The organism is Caulobacter endophyticus, from assembly GCF_003116815.1.
Taxonomy (GTDB): domain Bacteria; phylum Pseudomonadota; class Alphaproteobacteria; order Caulobacterales; family Caulobacteraceae; genus Caulobacter; species Caulobacter endophyticus.
The window spans coordinates 1-20,148 of record NZ_QDKQ01000049.1 but is presented as its reverse complement, the minus strand read 5'-3'; the positions used below and the strand labels follow the sequence as shown (position 1 = coordinate 20,148).

At 70.9% G+C, this 20,148-nt stretch carries 19 protein-coding genes; 14 read left to right on the top strand and 5 right to left on the bottom strand.

Annotation, left to right across the window (positions count from 1 at the left end; all coding sequences use genetic code 11):
- The 5 genes from DDF67_RS13480 to DDF67_RS13460 form a co-directional block, all read left to right on the top strand.
- Window positions 1-481, top strand: a 481-nt coding sequence (locus DDF67_RS13480; RefSeq protein ID WP_233247657.1) for a hypothetical protein, incomplete at its 5' end; no start/stop codon positions are given.
- Window positions 478-1,077, top strand: coding sequence for a FliH/SctL family protein (locus DDF67_RS13475; RefSeq protein WP_109101395.1), 600 nt, complete (start codon window positions 478-480; stop codon window positions 1,075-1,077). The genes DDF67_RS13480 and DDF67_RS13475, both read left to right, overlap by 4 nt.
- Window positions 1,074-2,411 carry a FliI/YscN family ATPase gene (locus tag DDF67_RS13470; RefSeq protein ID WP_109101394.1) on the top strand — a complete coding sequence of 446 codons (1,338 nt, stop codon included), beginning with the start codon at window positions 1,074-1,076 and terminating at the stop codon, window positions 2,409-2,411. The genes DDF67_RS13475 and DDF67_RS13470 overlap by 4 nt, the downstream gene beginning before the upstream one ends.
- A complete protein-coding gene (locus DDF67_RS13465; RefSeq protein WP_109101393.1) occupies window positions 2,408-2,887 on the top strand; it encodes a hypothetical protein in 480 nt (159 codons plus the stop codon). The genes DDF67_RS13470 and DDF67_RS13465 overlap by 4 nt, the downstream gene beginning before the upstream one ends.
- Window positions 2,884-3,543 (top strand): hypothetical protein, encoded by a 660-nt coding sequence (locus DDF67_RS13460; RefSeq protein WP_109101392.1) that lies wholly within the window; start codon window positions 2,884-2,886, stop codon window positions 3,541-3,543. The genes DDF67_RS13465 and DDF67_RS13460 overlap by 4 nt, the downstream gene beginning before the upstream one ends.
- Before the next feature lie 131 nt (window positions 3,544-3,674).
- Here the strand turns inward: DDF67_RS13460 and DDF67_RS13455 are convergent, their stop codons facing one another.
- Together DDF67_RS13455 and DDF67_RS13450 are read right to left on the bottom strand one after the other, a co-directional pair.
- A complete protein-coding gene (locus tag DDF67_RS13455) occupies window positions 3,675-4,337 on the bottom strand; it encodes a hypothetical protein (RefSeq protein ID WP_109101391.1) in 663 nt (220 codons plus the stop codon).
- A 15-nt stretch (window positions 4,338-4,352) separates the two neighbouring features.
- Entirely contained in the window at window positions 4,353-4,583 is a 231-nt protein-coding gene (locus DDF67_RS13450) for a hypothetical protein (RefSeq protein ID WP_109101390.1), read from the bottom strand.
- Window positions 4,584-4,681: 98 nt separating this feature from the next.
- Here DDF67_RS13450 and DDF67_RS13445 point away from each other — a divergent pair, with 98 nt between their 5' ends.
- From DDF67_RS13445 to DDF67_RS13410, 8 genes are all read left to right on the top strand, one after another.
- The gene (locus DDF67_RS13445; RefSeq protein ID WP_109101389.1) at window positions 4,682-5,743 is read left to right on the top strand and encodes a sensor histidine kinase; all 1,062 of its coding nucleotides are present in this window, start codon (window positions 4,682-4,684) and stop codon (window positions 5,741-5,743) included.
- Window positions 5,740-6,384 carry a response regulator transcription factor gene (locus DDF67_RS13440; RefSeq protein ID WP_109101388.1) on the top strand — a complete coding sequence of 215 codons (645 nt, stop codon included), beginning with the start codon at window positions 5,740-5,742 and terminating at the stop codon, window positions 6,382-6,384. Before DDF67_RS13445 ends, DDF67_RS13440 begins: the two co-directional genes overlap by 4 nt.
- Window positions 6,381-7,379 carry a FliM/FliN family flagellar motor switch protein gene (locus DDF67_RS13435; protein WP_109101387.1) on the top strand — a complete coding sequence of 333 codons (999 nt, stop codon included), beginning with the start codon at window positions 6,381-6,383 and terminating at the stop codon, window positions 7,377-7,379. The genes DDF67_RS13440 and DDF67_RS13435 overlap by 4 nt, the downstream gene beginning before the upstream one ends.
- Window positions 7,380-7,385: 6 nt before the next feature.
- Window positions 7,386-8,048 carry a type III secretion system export apparatus subunit SctR gene (gene sctR / locus DDF67_RS13430; RefSeq protein ID WP_101712241.1) on the top strand — a complete coding sequence of 221 codons (663 nt, stop codon included), beginning with the start codon at window positions 7,386-7,388 and terminating at the stop codon, window positions 8,046-8,048.
- Between the two features lie 13 nt (window positions 8,049-8,061).
- Window positions 8,062-8,334: a type III secretion system export apparatus subunit SctS gene (sctS, locus tag DDF67_RS13425; protein ID WP_058348272.1), complete on the top strand. Its 273-nt coding sequence runs from the start codon at window positions 8,062-8,064 to the stop codon at window positions 8,332-8,334.
- Window positions 8,331-9,134, top strand: coding sequence for a type III secretion system export apparatus subunit SctT (gene sctT, locus DDF67_RS13420; protein ID WP_101712242.1), 804 nt, complete (start codon window positions 8,331-8,333; stop codon window positions 9,132-9,134). The genes sctS and sctT overlap by 4 nt, the downstream gene beginning before the upstream one ends.
- A gap of 260 nt (window positions 9,135-9,394) precedes the next feature.
- Window positions 9,395-10,210, top strand: coding sequence for a DUF1521 domain-containing protein (locus DDF67_RS13415; protein ID WP_109101386.1), 816 nt, complete (start codon window positions 9,395-9,397; stop codon window positions 10,208-10,210).
- 146 nt (window positions 10,211-10,356) lie between these two features.
- Entirely contained in the window at window positions 10,357-11,805 is a 1,449-nt protein-coding gene (locus DDF67_RS13410; protein ID WP_233247656.1) for an adenosine deaminase family protein, read from the top strand.
- A gap of 129 nt (window positions 11,806-11,934) precedes the next feature.
- On the opposite strand, the gene DDF67_RS13405 is transcribed toward DDF67_RS13410, so the two are convergent.
- The 3 genes from DDF67_RS13405 to DDF67_RS13395 form a co-directional block, all read right to left on the bottom strand.
- Window positions 11,935-14,409 carry a glycosyl hydrolase 115 family protein gene (locus tag DDF67_RS13405; RefSeq protein ID WP_109101384.1) on the bottom strand — a complete coding sequence of 825 codons (2,475 nt, stop codon included), beginning with the start codon at window positions 14,407-14,409 and terminating at the stop codon, window positions 11,935-11,937.
- 116 nt (window positions 14,410-14,525) lie between these two features.
- Window positions 14,526-15,638: a tyrosine-protein phosphatase gene (locus DDF67_RS13400; RefSeq protein ID WP_109101383.1), complete on the bottom strand. Its 1,113-nt coding sequence runs from the start codon at window positions 15,636-15,638 to the stop codon at window positions 14,526-14,528.
- Between the two features lie 18 nt (window positions 15,639-15,656).
- Window positions 15,657-18,491 (bottom strand): TonB-dependent receptor, encoded by a 2,835-nt coding sequence (locus DDF67_RS13395; protein WP_109101382.1) that lies wholly within the window; start codon window positions 18,489-18,491, stop codon window positions 15,657-15,659.
- Window positions 18,492-18,715: 224 nt separating this feature from the next.
- Between DDF67_RS13395 and DDF67_RS13390 the strand changes: the two genes are divergently transcribed.
- Window positions 18,716-19,891, top strand: a complete 1,176-nt coding sequence (locus tag DDF67_RS13390; protein ID WP_109101381.1) for a TetR/AcrR family transcriptional regulator — start codon at window positions 18,716-18,718, stop codon at window positions 19,889-19,891.
- The last annotated feature ends 257 nt before the right edge of the window (window positions 19,892-20,148 follow it).

Here is a 20,148-nt window from a genome sequence, read left to right as displayed (position 1 = left end):
GGCGCGGCTGGCGCGGCGTCTGGCCGGAAGAGGCGAGGGCGGCTTGGCCTACGCAGACCTCGCCGCCGCTCTCGACTGGACCGCCTGGCCCGCCGAGCGCCGCTCGCGCCTGGCCGACTTCGCGGCGGCCGCGGCCTGCACCGACATCCTGCGGCGCACGATCGACGGCAAGCGCCTGGCGCGCGTCGCCCGTCGCATCGGCGAGCCGGCCCTCGACGCGGTGCTGGCCTCGCCGCCGGGGCTGGTTGCTGCGATCCCGCAGGCGCAGGCGGCGCTGGGCGACGATGAAGCCTTCACCGCTCTCGGCGCCGGCGTGCTGCTGGCCGAGGCCGGTCGCCGCCCGGTGCTGGTCGCCCGCCTGTCCGAGTTTTTCGACGTCGCCCCCCTGGCGATCGATCCCGACCGTGGCCTGAGCGCGGCCCACGCCGCGCGCGGGCTCTTCATGGCCTTCGAGGCCGGCGCCCTGGAGGCCGCCGCATGACCTATCTGCTTCTGTCCTCCGGCCCCTCGGGCGCGCTTCTGACCGACCAGCCGGTGATCCGCCGCGAGGACGTCGGCGCCGTGCGCGACGCGGCCGAGCTGACCGCCGCCCTCGACGCCCTGCGCCAGGCGACCCGCGAGGTCGCCCAGCGCGACGGCTTCGCCCAGGGCCATGCCGAGGGAACCGCCGCCGCCGCCCGCGAGACCGCCCAGGTGCTGGCCGGCGTCCACGCCGCCCTGCAGGTCGAGCGCGACCGCCTGCGCGCCAGCGCCGGCGCGCTGGCGCTCGACATCGTGCGCCGCATCGCGGCGGGCCTGGCGCCCGACGAGGTGCTGGCCGCCCTGGCCGAGCAGGCCGCCCGCGACCTCTTGCCCGAGGAGCCGATCCGCGTCCGCGTCGCCCCCGAGGCCGCCGGCGCGGTGACCCGCCGCCTGTGGTCGATCGACGCCCGCATCGAGGTGACGGCCGACGCCGACGTGGCGGCCGGCGATTGCGTGCTCGACACCCCCTCGGGCCGCACCCACGCCGGGCTCGAGACCCAGTTGCGGGCGCTGGAGGCGGTGTTCGCCGTCCCGTCCGGCGAGGCCGCCGCATGAGCTTTGACGCGCCTCCCTCCGAAATCTCCGGCGAGGACCGCCTGCGCGACGCCCTGCGCGGCGCCCGCACGGTCGAGCGGCGCGGCCGGGTGGCCCAGGCCTTCGGCACCACCGTCCGCGCCACGGGCCTGGACGTCCGCATCGGCCAGGAGTGCGAGATCGTCGACCGCGCTGGCGGCAATGTCGTCAAGGCCCAGGTCGTCGGCCTGGACGGGGGGGCGGCGATCCTCACCCCGCTGTCGCGCCTGGAGGGCGTGGCGGTCGACGCCGAGGTGGTGGCCGGCCCGCGCCGCAGCGAGATCGGCGTCGGCGAGGGCCTGCTGGGCCGGGTGCTCGACGCCCATGGCGAGCCGCTGGACGGCCTTGGCCCGATCACCGGCCCGCTGCGGCCGTTCCCCGTCTACGGCGAGGCTCCCAATCCGCTGGCCCGCCCGCCGATCGATGCGCCCTTCGCCACCGGCGTGCGCTGCGTCGACACCTTGCTGACCACCGGCGAAGGCCAGCGCGTGGGGCTCTTCGCCATGGCTGGCGGCGGCAAGTCGACCCTGTTGGGCATGTTCGCCCGCCACGCTCGCAGCGACGTCAACGTCATCGCCCTGATCGGCGAGCGCGGCCGCGAGGTGCGCGAGTTTCTCGACGACTGCCTGGGTCCCGAGGGCTTGGCCCGCTCGGTCGTCATCGTCTCCACCTCCGACCGTCCGGCCATGGAGCGCGTGCGCGCCGCCCATGTCGCCACCGCCATCGCCGAGGGCTTCCGGGCCGAGGGCCGCCGCGTGATGCTGCAGATGGACAGCGTCACCCGTTTCGCCCGCGCCCTGCGCGAGATCGGCCTGTCGGTGGGCGAGCCGGCGGTGCGCCGGGGCTTTCCGCCGTCGGTGTTCGCCGAGTTGCCGCGCCTGTTCGAGCGGGCCGGCGCGATCGAAGGCGGGGCGATCACCGCCTTCTACACCGTGCTGATCGAGGACGAGGAGGGCGGCGATCCCGTGGGCGAGGAAGTCCGCTCGATCCTCGACGGTCACATCTATCTTTCCAGGAAGCTCGGCCAGGCCGGCCATTACCCGGCCATCGACGTCGCCGCCAGCCTCAGCCGCGTCTATCCGCGCGTCGCCTCGGCCCAGCAGCAGGAGGCGGCCATGAAGGTGCGCGGCTGGATGGCCAAGTACGCCGAGATCGAGTTCCTGCTGCAGATCGGCGAGTATAAGCCGGGCGGCGACCCGCTGGCCGACGAGGCCATCGCCCGTCGTTCGCGCATCACCAGCCTGCTGCGCCAGGGGGCGCACGATCGCATCGCCTTCGACGAGGCCCTGGCGGCTCTGGCGGAGACCGCCGCATGACCGCCCGCGCCCAGGTCCAGGCCCTCGTTCCGGTGGTCAAGCTGCGCGAGCGTCGTGTCGAAAAGGCCATGCGCGAGGCCGCCGAGGCCCGCCGCAAGGTCGCCGACGCCGTCGAGGCGCTGGAGGTTCGCGACCGCCTGATCGCCGCCCACGATGTGGCGAGAGCCCGGCTGGACGACTGGTTCGCCGGCGGCCTGTCGGGCGCGGCCCATCTGGTCGCGTCAGCCCTGGCGCGGCGTGAAGCCGTCGCGCTCGCCCGCGAGGCCGACCAGCGCCTGCGCGACCAGGAGGCCGTGGCGCTGGATCTGGCGCGCGAGGACCTGGCCGCCGCCATCCAGGCCTTGGCCCGCGCCCAGGGCCGCTTCGACGCCATGAGCGGCCGCCTCGACCACGCCCGCGCCCTGGTCGCTGCCGACCGCGAGGCCCGCGAGCAGCTCGAACTCGAGGATGCCGGCGCCTTCAGGAGTTTCCGATGACCACCATCCGCGACAACGCCGCCGCCGAGCGTCCCAACACCTCCAGCCCGCGCCGCGCTTCCGAGCCGTCGACGCCCTGGCGCGGGTCGGAGTTCCAGGCCGTCCTGCAGCAGGCCGCCGAGCGCCGCGAACCGATGACCCGCCAGGGCGCCCGCGCGGAGCGCGACAAGGAGACCGAGCGCGACGAGGACGAGGGCAAGGTCGACCTGTCGGCCCTGCTGGGGCCGGCCCGCGAGTTCCAGGAGATCTCCAGCGGCCAGGAGCCCACCGGGGTCGACGCCCTGTCGGCCCTGGCGAGGTCTGGCGGCGATGCGGTCGAGACGCCTGTCTCCGCGCCAGGCGGTCGGGCCGCGGACATCGAGGCCTTCACCGCCGCCATGGACAAGGCCTGGCTGGCTTCGGGCGGCGACCGCAAGGCGATCGCGCTTGGCCTGGCCGACAAGGCCTCGCTGTTGACCGGTCTTGGCCTGTCACGCGCGCCCGACGGCGCCATCTCCCTGACCCTGGCGGCCCGTCCCGATGCGACGCCCGAGGTGACCAAGGCCCTGGAAGCCCTGCGCAAGCGCCTGGAAGTGCGCGGCCTGACGCTGGCGGATCTCTTTGTGGAGGCTGACGACGGCCTGGATCCGGAAAGCCTGATCCGGAGGGTTCGTTGAGCGTACACCCCGTTCAGCTCGGCGTGTGGACCTTGCCCTTCGACAAGCTCAGGGTGAGGTCTATTGCTGGCGTTGCAGTAGAAAACCTCTTCCTGGGCTTGTCGAAGGTCGAGGTTTTCGGCCCGACGGTCTCAACGCATCGGCAGTCCGAACCGTCCCACGCCGCCATCGGCCTCGGCGGCGCGAGTCACGGCGCGGGCGATCTCGGCGGGCGGATCGCCGGCGGCCCAGCGCTCGGCCAGAACCTCGATCAGTCGGCGGCTCTGGGCGTTGTGCAGGCCTTCGGTCGGATCGGCCGCGTCGGCCCGCAGCTTGTCGACATAGAGCGCCGTCGCCTTGGGCGAGGCGCCGACGAGGTCGAGCAGGTAGGTCGCCGCCGTCTCGAAGGCCTCGGCGTCCAGCGGCGCGTCGGCGATGTCGCGCACCAGCCAGACGCACAGGAACTCCAGCGGCCCCACCTTGCGGCTGTTGCTCAGCAGCGGCCCGCCGCCGCCCAATCCGGAAAAGCCTCCTGCGCCCCAGGCCGGCACGCGCGCGGCGGGCAGGCGGGCGGTCAGCAGGGCCTGGGCCAGCGTATCGGCGACCAGCGCCTTGACCTCGAGTTCGCCGAAATGGGCCACGGCCGCCAGGAGCTTGGCGAAGCCCGGATACAGCGCATCGCCCAGGTCGGTGCAGACGCGCTCCAGCACGTCGACGCGGCGGTCCAGGGTCGGCTGGCCCTGCAGGCCCTCGACCAGCGCCTGGGCGGCGCCGAACCAGTCGGGCTCGGATTTCAGGATGCGATCGGCGTTCACGCCGGGAAGCTAGCGTTAGAACAGGCCGTTGTCGCGGGTGTCGGTCAGGCGGTCGGCCACGGCGCGGGCCGTATCGTCCAGGTCCCGTGCGGCGCCCGAAAGACCGATGCGGCCATCGTGGCGCGAGAAGCCGGAGAAGTCGCCGAAGGCCTGGGCGCGCGAAGGCTCGCCGGCCGGGCTGATGCCGGAAAGACCGTGGCTCCAGACGCCGGAGACGGACGGGGCGTCGATACGGCTGGCGGACATGGCAAGCTCCTTCAGTCTCTCGATACGAAACACAACGCGCGGCCACCAGTCGGGTTTTCCCTAGCCGGCCCGTTTTCCCCAGCTGGCCAGCGTGTCGCATGACGGGCCTTGCCGCGCTCCTGTCGCAGTCGCCCGAGGCCGAAGCGCTGGACGTGCTCGGTCTGGCCGTCGCCGCCTTCGAGGACGCCGTGGCGCCGCGCCTGGCCTGGCGTTCGCCGGCCTTCGCACGGCTGACCCCGGAGCTGCGGCCCGGCCAGGTCCCGACCGGCGGCCTGCTGGCGGCGGTCGAGGCGGCGCGGCGCGGGGAGGGCGGTCTCTTTCCGCTGGATCTCGACGGCCAGGCCTTCGAGGCCCGAGCCGCCCAGGGCGACGGCCGCATCTGCCTGATCCTGTCCAGCGCCGCCGAACGCCAGGAGGCGGAAGCCCGGCGCCTGGCCGATCGCGAGCGCCTGCTGCTGACCTCGCGCGTCATGTCGGTGGGCGAGATGGCGACCATGATCGCCCATGAGCTCAACCAGCCGATCGGCTCGATCACCAATATCGCGCGCGGCCTGAAGGCCCGGCTGTCGCGTGGGGCGCTGTCGACGCAGGAGGGCGTCGAGGCCCTGGATCGCGCCGCCGAGCAGGCGCTCTACGCCTCGGGCGTCATCCAGCGCATGCGCTCCTTCGTCGAGCAGCGCCAGCCCCAGGTCGAGCCGCTGGACCTGCGCCGGCTGGTGCGCGCCACGCTGGACCTGCTCGACTGGGAGATCGCCCGCGACAAGGTCGTGGCCCGCGCCCAGTTCGCGGCCCTGCCGCCGGTGCTGGGCGATGCGGTGATGATCCAGCAGGTGCTGGTCAACCTCGCCCGTAACGGCCTGGACGCCATGCGCGGCCGGCCCGGTCCGCGCCGCCTGACCATCGCCGCAGCGCCCATGGAGGGCAGCGATCGCATGGTCGAGCTGACCGTCGCCGACAGCGGCCCGGGCGTCGAGGCGGGCGCCGAGGGCCGGATGTTCTCGCCGTTCTTCTCGACCAAGCCCGGCGGCATGGGCGTGGGCCTGGGGATCTGCCGGTCCATCGTCGAACTGCATCGCGGGCGTCTCTGGCACGCCCCGGATCCCGAGGGGGGGACCGTATTCCACATCGCGCTGCCCGCGGCGCGCCAGGAGGAGCCATGACCACCCCCTCTATCCCGACACCCGAGCCCTGCGTCCTGGGCGCGGTCTGCCTGGTCGACGACCACGGCGAGTTCCGCCAGTCCGCCGCCTGGTGGCTGGAAAGCCTGGGCTACGCGGTCTCCACCTTCGACGGCGCGCGGGCCTTCCTCGACGCCGGCGACCCGCCGCCCGACGCCTGCCTGCTGCTCGACGTGCGCATGCCCGACATGTCGGGGCTGGAGCTGCTGGATGCGCTGAAGGCCCGGGGCTGCGAGCGGCCGGTGATCTTCATGACCGGACACGGCGACGTACCTCTGGCCGTCGAGGCCATGCAGAAGGGGGCGATCACCTTCCTGGAGAAGCCGTTCCAGGAGGCCGCGCTCGAAGCCGCGCTCGAACGCGCCTTCGCCCAGGCCCGCCCGGCCCTGACCTCCGGCCAGGAGGCCTATGCCCGCCGCGTGGCAGGCCTCACCGAGCGCGAGCGCGAGGTCATGGCCCTGGTCGTGGCCGGCAAGGTCAACAAGGTCATCGCCTACGACCTGGGCATCAGCCCCAAGACCGTCGAGCTGCACCGCTCGCGCATCATGACCAAGATGGAGGCGACCAGCCTGACCCGGCTGGTGCGCATGGCCGTCACCGGCAGCGTGGACGACGACGCATGAGCGCCCCCTTCGACCTCGAAGCGGGACAGGGCGCCTCGCCCGCCGCCGCCGAGCTTTCCGACCTCGTCGCCCGCAACCACGCCCTGGCCGTGCTGGCCGCCCTGCGGACCTCGGGCCTCGTCACCAGGGTGTCCCTCGACGATGAGCCGGGTCTCGGCCCCTGGATACTGTTCGGAGAAGAGACGCCGGCCCTGCGCCTTTCGATCCGCGAACTGTCCGGCGCGGCCTTCGCCCCGGCCGACGACGCCGAGCTGCTGATCGCGCTGGACCGGATCGAGCCGGTGCTGGCGGCTATCGAGGCGGCCACCACCGAAAGCCTGTCGCCCCTGGGCGTCGAGAGCCAGGCGCCGGACGGCCTGCTGGCCCTGTCGATCGCGGTCGAGACCCAGGACGGCGCGACCTTCGCCCGGCTGGTCCTGGCCGTCGATCCGGAGACGGCCCGCGCCTGGCCGCAGCCGATCTTCGATCCCTGGGCGCCCGGCGCGCATCTGGCCGTGCCCGCCGCCGGGCCCCTGGTGCTCGACGGTCCCGACCTGCCGGCGACGACCGCCGCCTCGCTGCGCCCCGGCGACATCGTGCTGACCCCGCTGTCGGCCGGTCGTCCCGGCGTCGCCGCCCTGACCCTGTTCGACCGCCGCCTCGTCGGCCGGTTCGAGCTTTCCCACCGTCGCTTCACGCTCAACGCCATCGAGGAGAGCGCCATGGCTCCGCCGCTCGACATCGCCATCGCCCCCACCGAGGACGCGGCCCCTGACGCCGCCCCGGTCGCTCCCGCCGACCTGCCCGTGCCGCTGAAGGTGCTGCTGGGCGAGGCCAGCCTGCCGCTGTCGGAGCTGGCGGGCCTGCGCCCCGGCTCCACCGTCGTGCTGGCCGGTCCGCGCGACGACGCCCCCGCCGTGCTGCTGGCCGGCGATCGGGCCATCGCCCGGGGGCGCCTGGTTCCCGTCGGCGAGGCCTGGGGCGTGCTGATCGAAACCATAGGCGGCGAGGGCTGAGCTCAGATGGACCTGACGCAATTCTCTCCCGGCTCGGCCCTCATCACCGTCATCCTGCTGGCGCTGGCGCCGTTCGTGGCGGTGATGGTCACCTCGTTCACCAAGATCGTCGTCACGCTCAGCCTGCTGCGCAACGCCCTGGGCCTGCAGCAGGTGCCGCCCAACATCGTGCTCAACGGCCTCGCTTTGATCCTGACGCTCTACGTCATGTACCCGGTCGGCCAGCAGATGGCCGCCGCCAACCAGGGCGTCAAACCGGTGGCCGCCGTCAGCAGCGACACCCAGGCCCTGTTCACATACGCCGACAAGGCCAAGGAGCCGCTGCGCGAGTTCCTGATCAAGCATTCGACGCCCCGCGAGCGGGCCTTCTTCCTGAAGACCGCCCAGCGCATCAACGGTCCGGAGAAGGCCCGCGCCCTGACCCAGCGTGACTTCATCGTCGTCGTCCCGGCCTTCACGGTGTCGGAGCTGGCGGCGGCCTTCCAGATCGGCTTCCTGATCTTCCTGCCGTTCCTGATCATCGATCTGGTCGTCTCCAACATCCTGCTGGCCATGGGCATGATGATGCTGTCGCCGACGACGGTGTCCTTGCCGTTCAAGCTCTTGCTGTTCGTGCTGATCGACGGCTGGGTGAAGCTCTCGCACGGCCTCGTGCTGTCCTATACGTGACGGGGGCCGCGCCATGCTGAACGCCCAGGCCATCGAGCTCGTCAATCAGGCCCTCTGGCTGGTGCTGATCCTGTCGGCCCCGCCGATCGTCGCCGCCTCGCTGGTGGGGCTGTTCGTGGCGGTCATCCAGTCGGCCACCCAGCTGCAGGAGCAGACCCTGCAGTACGCGGCCAAGTTCTTCGCCATCGTGCTGACGATCTTCGTCACCGCCAGCCTGCTGGGCGGCACGCTCTATCGCTTCGGCGACAGGGTGTTCACCGAGTTCCCGGCTATGGTCCGTCGATGACGGGAGCGCCCGACTGGCTCGGGGCGATCTTCGAGAACACCCTGATCCTGGCCGTCGGGGCCACCCGGGTGGCGGCCGCCTTCATGCTGCTGCCGCTCCTGTCGCCCGAGACCGTGCCGGCCCTGGTGCGCAACTCGATCTTCCTGGCCTTCGGGATCATCGTCATCACGCTGCAGCCGCAACTGGCCCAGATGGAGCTGCCGACGGTCCAGTGGATCATGATCTTCGCCAAGGAGGCCCTGGTGGGCCTGGTCATCGGCTTCTTCTTTGGGACCATGCTGTGGGCCCTGGAGGCGGCCGGCCAGATCATCGACGCCAAGGTCGGCGCCACCATCGCCCAGGTCGTCGACCCCCTGAGCGGCCACCAGACCTCGCTGACCGGCGAGTTCCTCAGCCGCCTGGCCAATTTCGTCTTCATGTTCTCCGGCGGCCTTCTGCTGATGGTCGGGGTGATCCTCGACAGCTACGCGGTGTGGCCGATCGGCAGCCTGACCCCGATCCTGTCCTTGCGCAGCCTGTCGCTGTTCGAGGGTGAGTTCTCGCGGCTGATGGTGATGGCGGTGATGCTGGCGACGCCGGCGCTGATCGTGCTCTACCTCGTCGACGGCGGCCTTGGCCTGATCAACCGCTACGCCCCGCAGCTCAACGTCTTCTCGCTGGGCCTGGCCATCAAGTCGTGGATCGCCACGGCGGTGGTCCTGGCCATGCTGACAGGCCTGGTCCAGCTGCTGCTCAACGAGATCGGCGCCCGGCCGACGGTGATCCTGGAAGTGCTGCGGGGGCTGGACGGGAAGGGGTAGGAACCTCCCCTCGTGGGGGAGGCGGCCGAAGGCCGGTGGGGGGACGTTTTCAGCTTCCGTTGCGTTGGTCGATCTCGCACCAACTCCCCCCACCGATCGCTGCGCGATCGCCTCCCCCACAGGGGGAGGTTCCTATAGGGCCGACGACCTAGGGTTTTCCCTGATGGGATACGCCCCAGCTATCTGGACCGCCCCGCTTGGCGCCACCTTTCGTCGCAAGCCGCAACTGGCGGCTATCCGATCGAGCAGGGGTAGGAGCGATGACCACCATCAACGGCGCCTTGAACACGGCGCTCAACGCGGCGATCCTCACCGGCGTGGGCGCAGGCCTTGGCCAGTCGCTGAAGACCTTCAGCGCCATGCAGTTCACCCTGGGCGCGATGGTCGCTGGGCTGTTCCAGCCCGCGCCCGCCCAGCAGCCGTTCACCGCCAGCATGCCCGGCGAGGGCAAGGCCGAGATCGACATCGGCGACGGCTATACGCTGTCGATCAACGAGGCCAGTTCCGAGGTCATCGTCCGCGACGCCGACGGCAACGCCACCCGCGTCTGGGGCGACCCGCACGTCAGCTACAACGGCGAGCATATCGGCGATTTCTGGGGCACCACGACCTTCCAGCTCGAGAACGGCACGAAGATCACGATCAACACCGAGACCTCGACCTGGAACAACATGACCTACGCCGAGCAGGTGGTGGTCACGCGCGGCGACCAGGCCATCGTCATCGACGGGGTCAGCGAGCAGACCAAGGGCGACTTCTCCGTCACCCTCGGCGGCAACGGCTACGCCCTCGATGCGGCCCATGACGACGGCTTCGTCATCCACGAGAACGACGCGGCCTCGTCGGGCTGGACCAGCAGCATCACCGGCGGAGCCGTCGGCCAGGCCGACTTCGACCTGACCAAGCCTGGCATGGAGCCGGTGCGCGAGGCGCTGGAGGCCTTCAACTCCAGCCTCGGCCTGATGCTGACCGGCTGGCTGCTGGGCATCGGCGTCGCGGCCCTGGCCGAAGGCGGGACGGAAGGCTCGACCACCAGCGCCAAGGTCGCCGAGCGCTTCCCGCTGCTGGAAGTCTGATCTTCGGCCTGCTTCCGGCCCTTTCCGCCGTCCGCGATTTGCCAAATGACGCAAATCATCGTGGGTAGGCGGAAAGGATCTGGGGGCGGACGATGCGCGCGCGAACGAAATGGCTGGCGAGCGGAATGGCGATCGCGGGCGGGCTGTTGACCCTCTTGCCCGCCCACGCGGCTCCGTCGCCGTCCGAAGCGCGCGCATCGGCCGCCTTCGACGCAGCCGCCAGCGACAAGGCCAGGCTGCGGCTCTTCCTTCAGGCCATGCCCAAGGGCGGCGACCTGCACAACCATCTGTGGGGCGCGCCCTACGCCGAGGACTTCATCGCCTGGGCGGGCGAGGGCGGCCTCTGCGTCTCCACCGCGACGCCGCCGGCGATCACCGCCGCGCCCTGTGATGGGAAGGCGACGGTCCCCGCCGCGGGTCTCGCCCGTCGCGATCCGGCGCTCTACAGCCGGGTGATCGACAGCCTGTCGGTGCGCAACTACGACCGCGGCGCCGACCACGCCGCCGCCTCGGGCCACGACCAGTTCTTCTCGACCTTCGAGCGGTTCGCCGCCGCCGCCGTGCCCAATATCGGGCCGATGGTCGCCGTCACCCGCGAATACGCCGCCCAGGACCGCGTCTCCTATGTCGAGAGCTCGGCCAATCCCAACGCCATGCGCGCCTTCGCCGAGCGCGAGGCCGGCCGCTGGACCGGCGACTTCGCCAGGACCTACGCCGCCTTCGCGCCCGGCCTGCCGGCGATGGTCGAGGCTTCGCGCAAGGAGATGGACGCGGCCCTGGCCGAAGCCGACAGGCGCCTGGACTGCGCCAGCAACAGTGGGACGGCCGGCCCCTGCGCCGTCGAGGTCCGCTTCCAGCCCTTCGTCGAGCGCGCCCAGCCGCCCGGCTTCGTCTTCGCCCAGATGGCGGCCGCCTTCGCCCTGGTCGACGCCGATCCGCGCTTCGTCGGGGTCAATATCGTCAACCCCGAGGACCACCCGGTCTCGCTCGGCGACTACGCCCTGCACATGAAGATGATGAGGTACCTGTCGGGCCGCTATCCCAAGGTCCCGATGGCTTTGCACGCGGGCGAACTGACCCTGGGCCTGACGCCGCCGCGCGACCTGACCTTCCACATCAACCAGGCTGTCATGGTGGCCGGCGCGAAACGCATCGGCCACGGAGTCGACATCGCCTACGAGCATGACGCGCCGGGCCTGCTGAAGCGCATGGCCAGAGACAAGGTCGCCGTCGAGATCAACCTGACCAGCAACGACGTCATCCTTGGCGTGAAGGGCGCCGACCACCCGCTGTCGCTCTACCGCCAGGCCGGGGTGCCGGTGGTGCTGTCCACCGACGACGAGGGCGTCTCGCGCATCGACCTGACCAACGAATATGTCCGCGCCGCCGCCGAGCACGGCCTGCGCTACGGCGACCTCAAGATCATGGCCCGCGACAGCCTGGAATACGCCTTCCTGCCGGGCAGGAGCCTGCGCGGCGCGACCGAATGCGCCAGGCCGGGCCCGGCCTGCGACGTGTTCCTGAACAAGAACCTCAAGGCCGCGATGCAGTGGCGGCTGGAACGCGAGTTCGAAGCGTTCGAGGCGGGTTTCTAGAACCTCCCTCTCTGGGGGAGGCGGCCGAAGGCCGGTGGGGGGAAGTTCTCAGCTTCCGCCGCGCCGGCCGATTCCCACAAACACCCCCACCGATCGCTTCGCGATCACCTCCCCCATAGGGGAGGTTCCTTAGGGCTTACACGCCCCCGCCGGCCTGAACACCAGCGCATCCACCACCACGCCCGGATCCACCGACGTCACCCGCACCGCGCGCTTGCCGCCGCACACCGTCACCCCCGAGCCGATCCGCAGCCGACCGTCGGTGACGCCCTGCGCCCAGGCCTTGTCGCCCACCTTGCGCGGGGCGGCCACGCTCACCGGCGCGCCGCCGTCGGTGCTCACCGCCAGCCGCAGGGCGGTCTGGCCGTTCAGCGGGAAGGTCGGCAGCAGGTCCAGCTCCAGCGCCCAGGATCCCTCCGGCAGAGTCACCGCATAGTCCAGCGCCCCACCGGCCTGTGACGGTTCACGCACGTCGCCGGCCGCCATGGACGCGCCGCCGCGCCCCAGGCCGTCGATCCGCCGCCAGCCTTGGCCGCTGGCCGTCTCGGCCTCGATCACCACCAGGCCTTCGTCCTCGACCGGCGCCGGCGCCAGGCGCGGCGCGGTCGCATCGGCCGCCGGGGCCGTGAAAGGCCGCTGCCGGAACGAGGTCCACGAGCCGTCGGCTGGTTCCACCGACATGATCCCGCGCCACTTGCCGCCGGCGATCTCCTCGTTGAACCGGCGGGTCAGGGCGGCGATCTCCGCGTCCGCCGCCCGCGCCCTGGCCGCGCGGACGCGTGCCTCGACCGGGCGCTCGCCGATCAGCCGGTCGAAGGCCTCGGCGTCGAAGAAGCGATGGTTGGCCAGGGCCGCGGCCCGGACTGGATAATCCACCAGCTCGAACCAGGCGTCGCGCTGCCCGGCCGGGATCTTCGCTGCTTCCACGCCCAGCTTGGCCACCAGCGCGTCGAACCGCGCCAGCCGCGCGTCCGCCTGCGCCACCGACAGCGGGCTGGAACGCGGCGTCGACCCCTTTCCCCAGAACCATTGCAGGTGCTCGGGCTTGCGCTCGAAGTTCAGCTGGTGGTGCTCGGCCAGGATCGCCGCGATCGCCTTGGCCCGGCCAGCCCCGAAGGTCTCACGGGCGAAGCCCCCCTCATAGCCGTGGGCGCCCAGCGCGCGCACGCGCGCCACGTCCCAGGCCATGTCGAGGAACAGCTGCGTGCCCAGTTCCGCCGGCTTGATGTCGCCCACATTGACGACCCACAGCTTGCGGGCGTCCAGGTCCCAGGCCCGGCCCATCTCCTCGATCACCAGGGCCGGCGGGACGGTCGATAGCCACAGGTGCGACAGCGGCGCGCCCAGGTAGGACAGGTGATAGTAGACGCCCGACCCGCCGGGCCGCCTGCGCTCCTCGGGGCTCGGCAACTGGCGGATGTAGCCGAAATTGTCGTCCGGCCAGACCAGGGTCACGTCGCCAGGAACCTTCAGGCCCGAGCGGTAGATGTCCAGCACCTCCTTGTAGGCGGTGAACACCTGCGGGACGGTCTCGACCTTCGGGTCGACGTACTGGGCGATCAGCCCGCGCTGGTCGGTGATGATCTTCTCCAGCAGGGCGCGCTGGCCGTCGATGTCGCCGCCGCCGACCATGCCGGAGTCGTGGATGCCCCGCATGCCCAGGGTGTAGACGTTCTCGTACCTGCCGTTCGATTTGGCCCGCTCGCGCCAGTAGTCCAGCACCCCGCCCGGATTGGCCGCATAGTTGAAGGCCTCCGCGCCCGCCTTCCACTCGCCGACATTGTTGCGCAGCATGGGCTCGGCGTGGGACGAGCCCATGATGATCCCCCAGCGGTCGGCCAGGGCGGCGTTGGCCGGATCGGCGTTGAAGGGCCTCGTCACCTCATGCATGGCCGGCCACAGGGTGTTGGCCTTCAGGCGCAGCAGAAGCTGGAAAACCTTCTCGTAGGTCCTGGGGCCGATGTCGCCATGGGCCGGGTCGAAGGTCCTGGCTGCCCAGGGCTGCAGGCCCCAGTCCTCGTCGTTGATGAAGATCCCGCGGTACTGCACCGACGGCGGACCGAACCGGCGGGCATCGGCGGCGACGTACAGGGCCTTCTTCTTTTGGGGCTTGACGTCGGCCCACCAGGTCCAGGGCGAGACGCCCGTCGCGCGGCTTAGCTCATAGACGCCGAAGGCCGTGCCGCGCCGGTCGCTGCCGGCGATCACCAGGGCGCGGTCCAGGCCGGGCGCTGGCTTGTCGACCACGGCGATGACGAAGCTTTCCCAGGCGCCGGCAAGGTCGCCGACCTGCAGCCTGCCATCGCGCGCCAGGCCGTCGATCAGCGGGTTCTTGCCCAGGGTCCCGACGACGATGGCGGTCCTGCCGCCTGGCTTGCCGGTCGAAAGGGAAGGGGACTTGCCGGTGACCGCGCCGAGGTCGTCGCGCAGGTCCTGGGCGGCAAGGCCGACGACCGGGAAGTCGTCCTTGGAATAGAGGATTTCCGCGCCGGCGATCGGGAAGGCGTCTGGCGCGCTCTTGTCGCTCAGCCAGGCGTCCTGGGCCGAGGCGGTCGTAGCGAAGACGGCGGCTATGAGGCCGGCCAGCAGCGACGTCAGTCGCATGGTTTCCTCCAGATCGCGAAGCTGTCAGGCAGCCTGGTCGAATTGGTCAGACCATAGGGCGATCTGGAGGATTTTCCATTCATTTTATGGGCGATGATCCCATTAAATGAGAGTTACTATTCGAGGTAGCGCGCTCGCAGCGTGGCCAGGTCCTTGGCGTCGACGCCCAGCACCTTGTCCAGATAGGCCTCGACCGAGCCGTACTTCTGCTCGATGGCCTCCAGCGCGGCTTCCACATAGGCCGGCTCGGTGCGCATCAGCACGCGGGTGATCTCCGGCGGCAGCTTGGCGAACATGGCCATGTTCGGATCGTCCGACTTGGCGCCGGCGGCCATGGCGCGCCGGGCGCTCTCGGTGTCGAGCAGGGTCTCGCTCATGGCGTAGTCGGCGCTGACGCTGGCGCGCGGCACGCCCAGGGCGGTCAGGATCAGGGCCGAGGCCACGCCCGTGCGGTCCTTGCCCGCCGAACAGTGCACCAGCATCGGCGCGTCGCCCGCCACCAGCTTCTCGAACATCGCCTTGTACTCGCCAGCATAGACGTCGGGCATCATCTTGTAGAAGCCGATGAAGTTGGCGCGCACCGCCTGCGGCGTCGGCGGGCCGTTTCCGAACAGGGCGCGCATGTCCATGTCCAGCCCCGCCTTGGGCGAGTTCAGGAACACCGGCACGGCCTTGCCGCCGCGCCAGACGGTGGGCTGGGTCTTGCGCTCCTGGTCGGTGCGCAGGTCGCAGACCAGGCGCACGTCCAGGTCGCCGACGGTCTTGTAGTCGGCGTCGGTCAGGGTCGACAGGCCGTTGGAGCGGAACACCTGGCCCCAGCGCACGTGCTTGCCGCCCGCGGCCGCATAGCCGCCCAGGTCGCGGAAGTTGGCCGCGCCTTCCAGCGGCACCACGCGCGTGGCGGTGCGCAGGCCGGTCTTGGCCCCGTCGGCGACCACGTAGAAGTAGGGGCGGGCGGCGCCGGCCTGGGCGGCGGTGACGCTGGCGACGCCATCGGTGTCGTTGTCGGCCAGCTTGCGCATGGCCTTCAGCGGCGCCGACGGCGAGCCGGCCACATAGAGGTCGACCGGCGCGCCGGGGCGGCTGGTCTTCCACGACACCTTGTAGCTTCCGTCCTTCAGCACGACGGAGGCATCGGTCACTTGCGCCGGCGCGGTGCGGGCCTGGACGGCGGGGGCGGCGAGGACGGCCGCCGCGCAGGCGGCCGTCAGCAGGTTGCGGATCAGCATGGTTTTCTTGTCCTGGCTTTAGAAGTTGAACCGCACGCCGCCCATGAACCGGCGGCCCACGCCCTCGGCTTCGATCGGGCGATTGGCATGGCCCTGGTAGCGCATGCCCGTCTCGTCGGTCAGGTTGCTGGCGTCGAGGTAGACGGTGACGCCGTCGCGCACCTGGTAGCGCAGCGACAGGTCCAGCTGCTCGGTGGCCGCCCAGTAGGTGTGGTCGGTGGCGTCGGCGCTCGGCTCGTCCAGCCAGTCGTTGCGCCACTGGTACGACAAGCGCGCCGACAGGCCGTACTTCTCGTAGAAGATCGAGGCGTTGACGATGGTGTCCGACAGGCCCGGGAAGGCGCTCTTGGCGCCCTCGGGCGTCGTGAACTCGCCGTCCAGGAAGGTGACGTTGCCCTGGAAGCCGAAGCCGCTCAGCGCGCCCGGCAGGAACCGCCACTGCTGCATGTAGGCCAACTCCAGGCCGGCCATCTTGCCGTCCGAGCCGTTCAGGGTGGTGACGTAGGTGTAGTCGGCGCGGTTGGCGCCATAGCGGTTGTCGCCGACCCTCTGGCTGCTGTCGAAGAGCACGTCGTCGATCCGGCGGTAGAAGGCCGAGGCCGACAGCAGCCCCGCGCCCGGCAGGTACCATTCCAGCGCGGTATCGAAGCCGAAGGCCCGCTCGGGCTTGAGGTCCGGATTGCCGCCGCTGACGGTCTCGGCCACGTCGTCGACCGACACGCTGGTGCGGACCTCGCCGAACGAGGGGCGGGCCACGCCGCTGATCAAGGCAAAGCGCGCCTTGACGTCTTCGGTGACCTGGTAATTGACGTGCAGGCTGGGGAACAGGTCGGTGTAGCTCTGCTTGGCGGTCATCGGGGTCTGGACGCCGTTGGCGACCGCCACGCCGCGGCTTTCCAGGTCGACGCTCTCGACGCGAAGGCCGGCCAGCACCTCCCACTTGCCCAGGCGCCACTTGTTCTGGGCGTAGGCCGAAAGGATGTTCTCGTCGACCGCGAAGCGGTCCTGCGGCAGCACGTTGCCTGCAGCGTTGTAGAGGCCCGCGGTCGTCGCCTTGGCCAGCAGCGCGTCCAGGTCCTGGCGCAGGCCGATGTTGTCGACGTAGTTGACGCCCCAGCCGCGCGCGAAGTCGCTGGTCCACTGGGCGCTCGTGATCCGGGGCGTGACGCTCCAGGTTCCGCCGGTCTGGCCCGCCAGCTGCTGCAGGATGGGCGTCGAGCCGGGCATGCCCGAGAAGGTGTTCCCGGTCGCCTTGCGGGTGTCGTACTTCACCCCGGCCTTGAAGGTCGAGGCCGCGCCCAGCGACGTCCAGTCGCGCGCCACGTCCACCTGGCCCGTCCAGGCGTCGGTGTCCGTGGTGTAGACGATCGGGATCAGCACGTCGGCCTGCGAGCCGGTCTGCGGCAGGTTCGCCAACGCCGAGCCCCGCGTATAGGTCGTGCCCGAACCGCTCGTCGTATAAAGATCGAGGTCCGGAATGCCCGTGGTCGCGCCGCTATAGACCAGCGACAGGCGGCCGAAGTTCTGCTGAATCAGCGGCAGATAGGCCCCGGCGTCGGTGTGGGTGTAGTTCAGCCGCCACTTGATCGAGGTGTCGGCCCAGTCGTGGTCGCCGCCCAGGGTGTTGGCGAAGGTGTCGCTGTAGTAGCGGCCATACTGCCAGCTGCCGGTGTAGGCCGCGCCGTCGACGAAGCCGCTGTCGGCCCCGCGGTTGGCCGGCGTCTGGGTGCGGGCGCGCGACAGCTGGAAGTCGTACTGGTTGCGCTGCTCGCGGTCGATGAATTCCGAATAGAGGCTGTTGAAGAAGATCCGGCCGCCGCCGTCGGGGCGGTATTCCAGGCCCAGCTGGGCGGCGTTGTTCTCGCGCTCCAGGCGGTAGGAGCGGAAGGAGAAGTCGTCGGGCGTGTTCAGGTCGCCGTCGCGGACCCAGTTGATCTCGCGGTTGTCGGTGGTCTGGTTGCGGCGGTAGTGGGCCAGGGCGGCGACGACGCCGAACCTGTCGTTCGACCACGAGCCGCGGATCGAGCCCTGGCGCTGCGGGCCGTCGCCCAGCGCCATCTCGCCGTAGCCGACGTCGCCCGACACGTGGAAGCCGCGGCGGTCGAAGGGCGAGGCGGTGACGATGTTGATGCGGCCCGCCAGGGCCTCGGCCGGCTGGTCCGGCGTCAGGGTCTTGTTGACCTCCATCGACTGGATGACCACGGCGGGCACGGAGTCGAAGCGGAACACCCGCTCCTCGGCGCCCAGCACGTTCATCCCGTCGACCGACACCACGGTCCAGCGCTCGGGCGCGCCGCGCAGCTGGACGTAGCGCTCCTGGCCCTGGTCGCGCTCGATGGCGACGCCCGGAATGCGCGACAGGGCCGAGGCGGCCGACTGGTCGGGGAAGCGGCCGATGGCGTCGGCGGCGATCACGTTCATGATGTTGTCGGCGGCGCGCTGCTGGGCGATGGCCGCGGCCTGCGAGCCCAGGATCGGGCCGGCGGTCACCACCAGCGCCTCCATCTCCTGGGCGTCGGCGTAGCTGATGGTGATCGGCGCGCCGCCGGCGGTCGCTTCGATCTCGCGATCGGGCAGGCCCGGATAGCGCACGACCAGGGTCTGCGGGCCGGCCGGCAGGGCCAGGCTGAAGCGGCCTTCGCGGTCGGTGCTGGTGCGCAGGCCAAGCTTCGGGGCCGACACCTCGGCGGCGACCAGATAGGCCCCGTCCGTGCCGATCACCCGACCGCCGGCCATGGCGGCGGCGACCGCGGCAGGCTGGGCCGCGTCTGCGGCATGGGCGGCGATCGGCAGGGCGAGCGCGGCGGTGGTGAACAGCAGGGCCTTGGCGGCGCTTCGGCTGGCGCGGATCATGATGCTTCCCCTCGATGAAGACGAGGGGCGGATAGCAATTCGAACGAATGTACCGTGTGAAACTGTCGTGAAATTTCCGCGACGGATTGTTGTAAAATTATCTAAATATCTGAAAATAAGCAGAAATACTGAACGATGTCCATGATGCTCTCGCCGATCGAGGCGCACAACTTGAACGCTTGTCCAGACTTGCGTTCGAACGCCTGTCCAGCCAAACACGCATCATGGCTTTCGCAGACTTGGATTCCGCCGCCCAACTGGCCGAAGCGGGCTACCGCATCGCCCTGGAAGAGGGGCTGGGAGCCGTCAGCGCGCGCACCGCCGCCGCCCGCGCCGGGGCTGCGGCCTCGGCCGTGAACTACTATTTCGGCGATCGCGCCAGCTTCCTGCGACGGATCCAGGCCCTGGCTCTCGAGGAGGCCGCGGCCCAGCGCGAGGCGCTCGTGGCGGGCCTGTCGCGCGGTCCGCGCTGGAACAGCCTGGCCGACCGCCTGACCCTGCTGGTCGCCGAGCGGCTTGAGGCCGGTCGCCTGGGCTTTGTCCTGCTGGGCGAGTTCGAGATCGAGGCCGAGGTCGGCGGCGACGCCGAACTGCAGGCGGCAGCGGGGCAGGGCGGCGAGGCCGAGTTCGCCTTCTGGCGCCAGGCCGCCCTCACCCTCGGCGCGGCCGAGACCGACGCCGACGGCTGGGCAGGGCTGGCGGTCGGCCTGCTCACCCTGCTGCATGTCGAGCCCGACGCCGGCGAACGGCTTCTGTGGCTTGCGCCGGCCTTGCGCCGGCTGGGCGCGCGGCTGGGCAAGGCGGCGATCGAGCCCGTGCCGCCCGGCCCGGCGCCCGACGAGGTGCTGCCCGAGCGCGAGCACGCCAACGAGACGGCTCGTCGCATCGTCGAGGCGGCCATCGCCGGCATAGCCGAGCGCGGCGTCTTCCGCCTGACCCAGCGCGACGTGGCTGCGCGGGCCGGCGTGTCGCTGGCCGCCACCACCTACTTCTTCCGCACCAAGGCCGACCTCGTCGAGGCGGCCATGGTCGAGCTGCACCGGCAGGTGCGGGCCGAGGTCCTGGCCTCGGCCGACGATACGGGCGTGGCCACCGTCATGGCCCCGGCCGGCGGCTTTTCGGCGAGGGTCCGGGCGCTGGGCGCCCTGCAGCTGGCCGCCGCCCGCGAACCGGCCCTCCAGCCGCTCGCCGCCGCCGTCCGCGCCACCCGCGGCGCCACCTCGATGCGCATGCTCCGCCGCCAGGGCGTCAACGACGCCGACGGCCTGGACGCCATGGTCTGGTCCACCCTGATGGGCGGCCTGATCGGCAAGCTCCGCTTCGCCGCCCCCGCCGATCGCGAGGCGGTGTTCGGGACGATGCGAGACCATTTGCAGGCAAGGCTGTTCGGGTCGCTCTGAAGATCCTTTCCCGTTAGGGGAGGCGCCCTGTGACCCGGACGGGGATAGACGTTGCTCCATCCACGGCGAGTTCGTGGGAGAACCGAACCAATACAACGCCCTGCAACTTTCTCACCCAAACTTATCAGACGCGCTGAAACCTCCCGCATAATCAAAGCCGTCCCCGCCATGGGGAGGGCTCTTGGTACCGGCCCAAGCGTGGCGAGGACCGCATCGAGCGGGGCCGCAAGGCGCGTATCGGGAAGGCGGGAGAGGGT

Excerpts from the sequence above, each read along its gene's own strand:
- DDF67_RS13475 (WP_109101395.1), top strand. The coding sequence starts at position 478 with ATGACCTATCTGCTTCTGTCCTCCGGCCCCTCGGGCGCGCTTCTGACC.
- DDF67_RS13470 (WP_109101394.1), top strand. The coding sequence starts at position 1,074 with ATGAGCTTTGACGCGCCTCCCTCCGAAATCTCCGGCGAGGACCGCCTG.
- DDF67_RS13465 (WP_109101393.1), top strand. The coding sequence starts at position 2,408 with ATGACCGCCCGCGCCCAGGTCCAGGCCCTCGTTCCGGTGGTCAAGCTG.
- DDF67_RS13460 (WP_109101392.1), top strand. The coding sequence starts at position 2,884 with ATGACCACCATCCGCGACAACGCCGCCGCCGAGCGTCCCAACACCTCC.
- DDF67_RS13450 (WP_109101390.1), bottom strand. The coding sequence starts at position 4,583 with ATGTCCGCCAGCCGTATCGACGCCCCGTCCGTCTCCGGCGTCTGGAGC.
- DDF67_RS13445 (WP_109101389.1), top strand. The coding sequence starts at position 4,682 with ATGACGGGCCTTGCCGCGCTCCTGTCGCAGTCGCCCGAGGCCGAAGCG.
- DDF67_RS13440 (WP_109101388.1), top strand. The coding sequence starts at position 5,740 with ATGACCACCCCCTCTATCCCGACACCCGAGCCCTGCGTCCTGGGCGCG.
- DDF67_RS13435 (WP_109101387.1), top strand. The coding sequence starts at position 6,381 with ATGAGCGCCCCCTTCGACCTCGAAGCGGGACAGGGCGCCTCGCCCGCC.
- sctR (WP_101712241.1), top strand. The coding sequence starts at position 7,386 with ATGGACCTGACGCAATTCTCTCCCGGCTCGGCCCTCATCACCGTCATC.
- sctS (WP_058348272.1), top strand. The coding sequence starts at position 8,062 with ATGCTGAACGCCCAGGCCATCGAGCTCGTCAATCAGGCCCTCTGGCTG.
- sctT (WP_101712242.1), top strand. The coding sequence starts at position 8,331 with ATGACGGGAGCGCCCGACTGGCTCGGGGCGATCTTCGAGAACACCCTG.
- DDF67_RS13415 (WP_109101386.1), top strand. The coding sequence starts at position 9,395 with ATGACCACCATCAACGGCGCCTTGAACACGGCGCTCAACGCGGCGATC.
- DDF67_RS13405 (WP_109101384.1), bottom strand. The coding sequence starts at position 14,409 with ATGCGACTGACGTCGCTGCTGGCCGGCCTCATAGCCGCCGTCTTCGCT.
- DDF67_RS13400 (WP_109101383.1), bottom strand. The coding sequence starts at position 15,638 with ATGCTGATCCGCAACCTGCTGACGGCCGCCTGCGCGGCGGCCGTCCTC.
- DDF67_RS13395 (WP_109101382.1), bottom strand. The coding sequence starts at position 18,491 with ATGATCCGCGCCAGCCGAAGCGCCGCCAAGGCCCTGCTGTTCACCACC.
- DDF67_RS13390 (WP_109101381.1), top strand. The coding sequence starts at position 18,716 with ATGGCTTTCGCAGACTTGGATTCCGCCGCCCAACTGGCCGAAGCGGGC.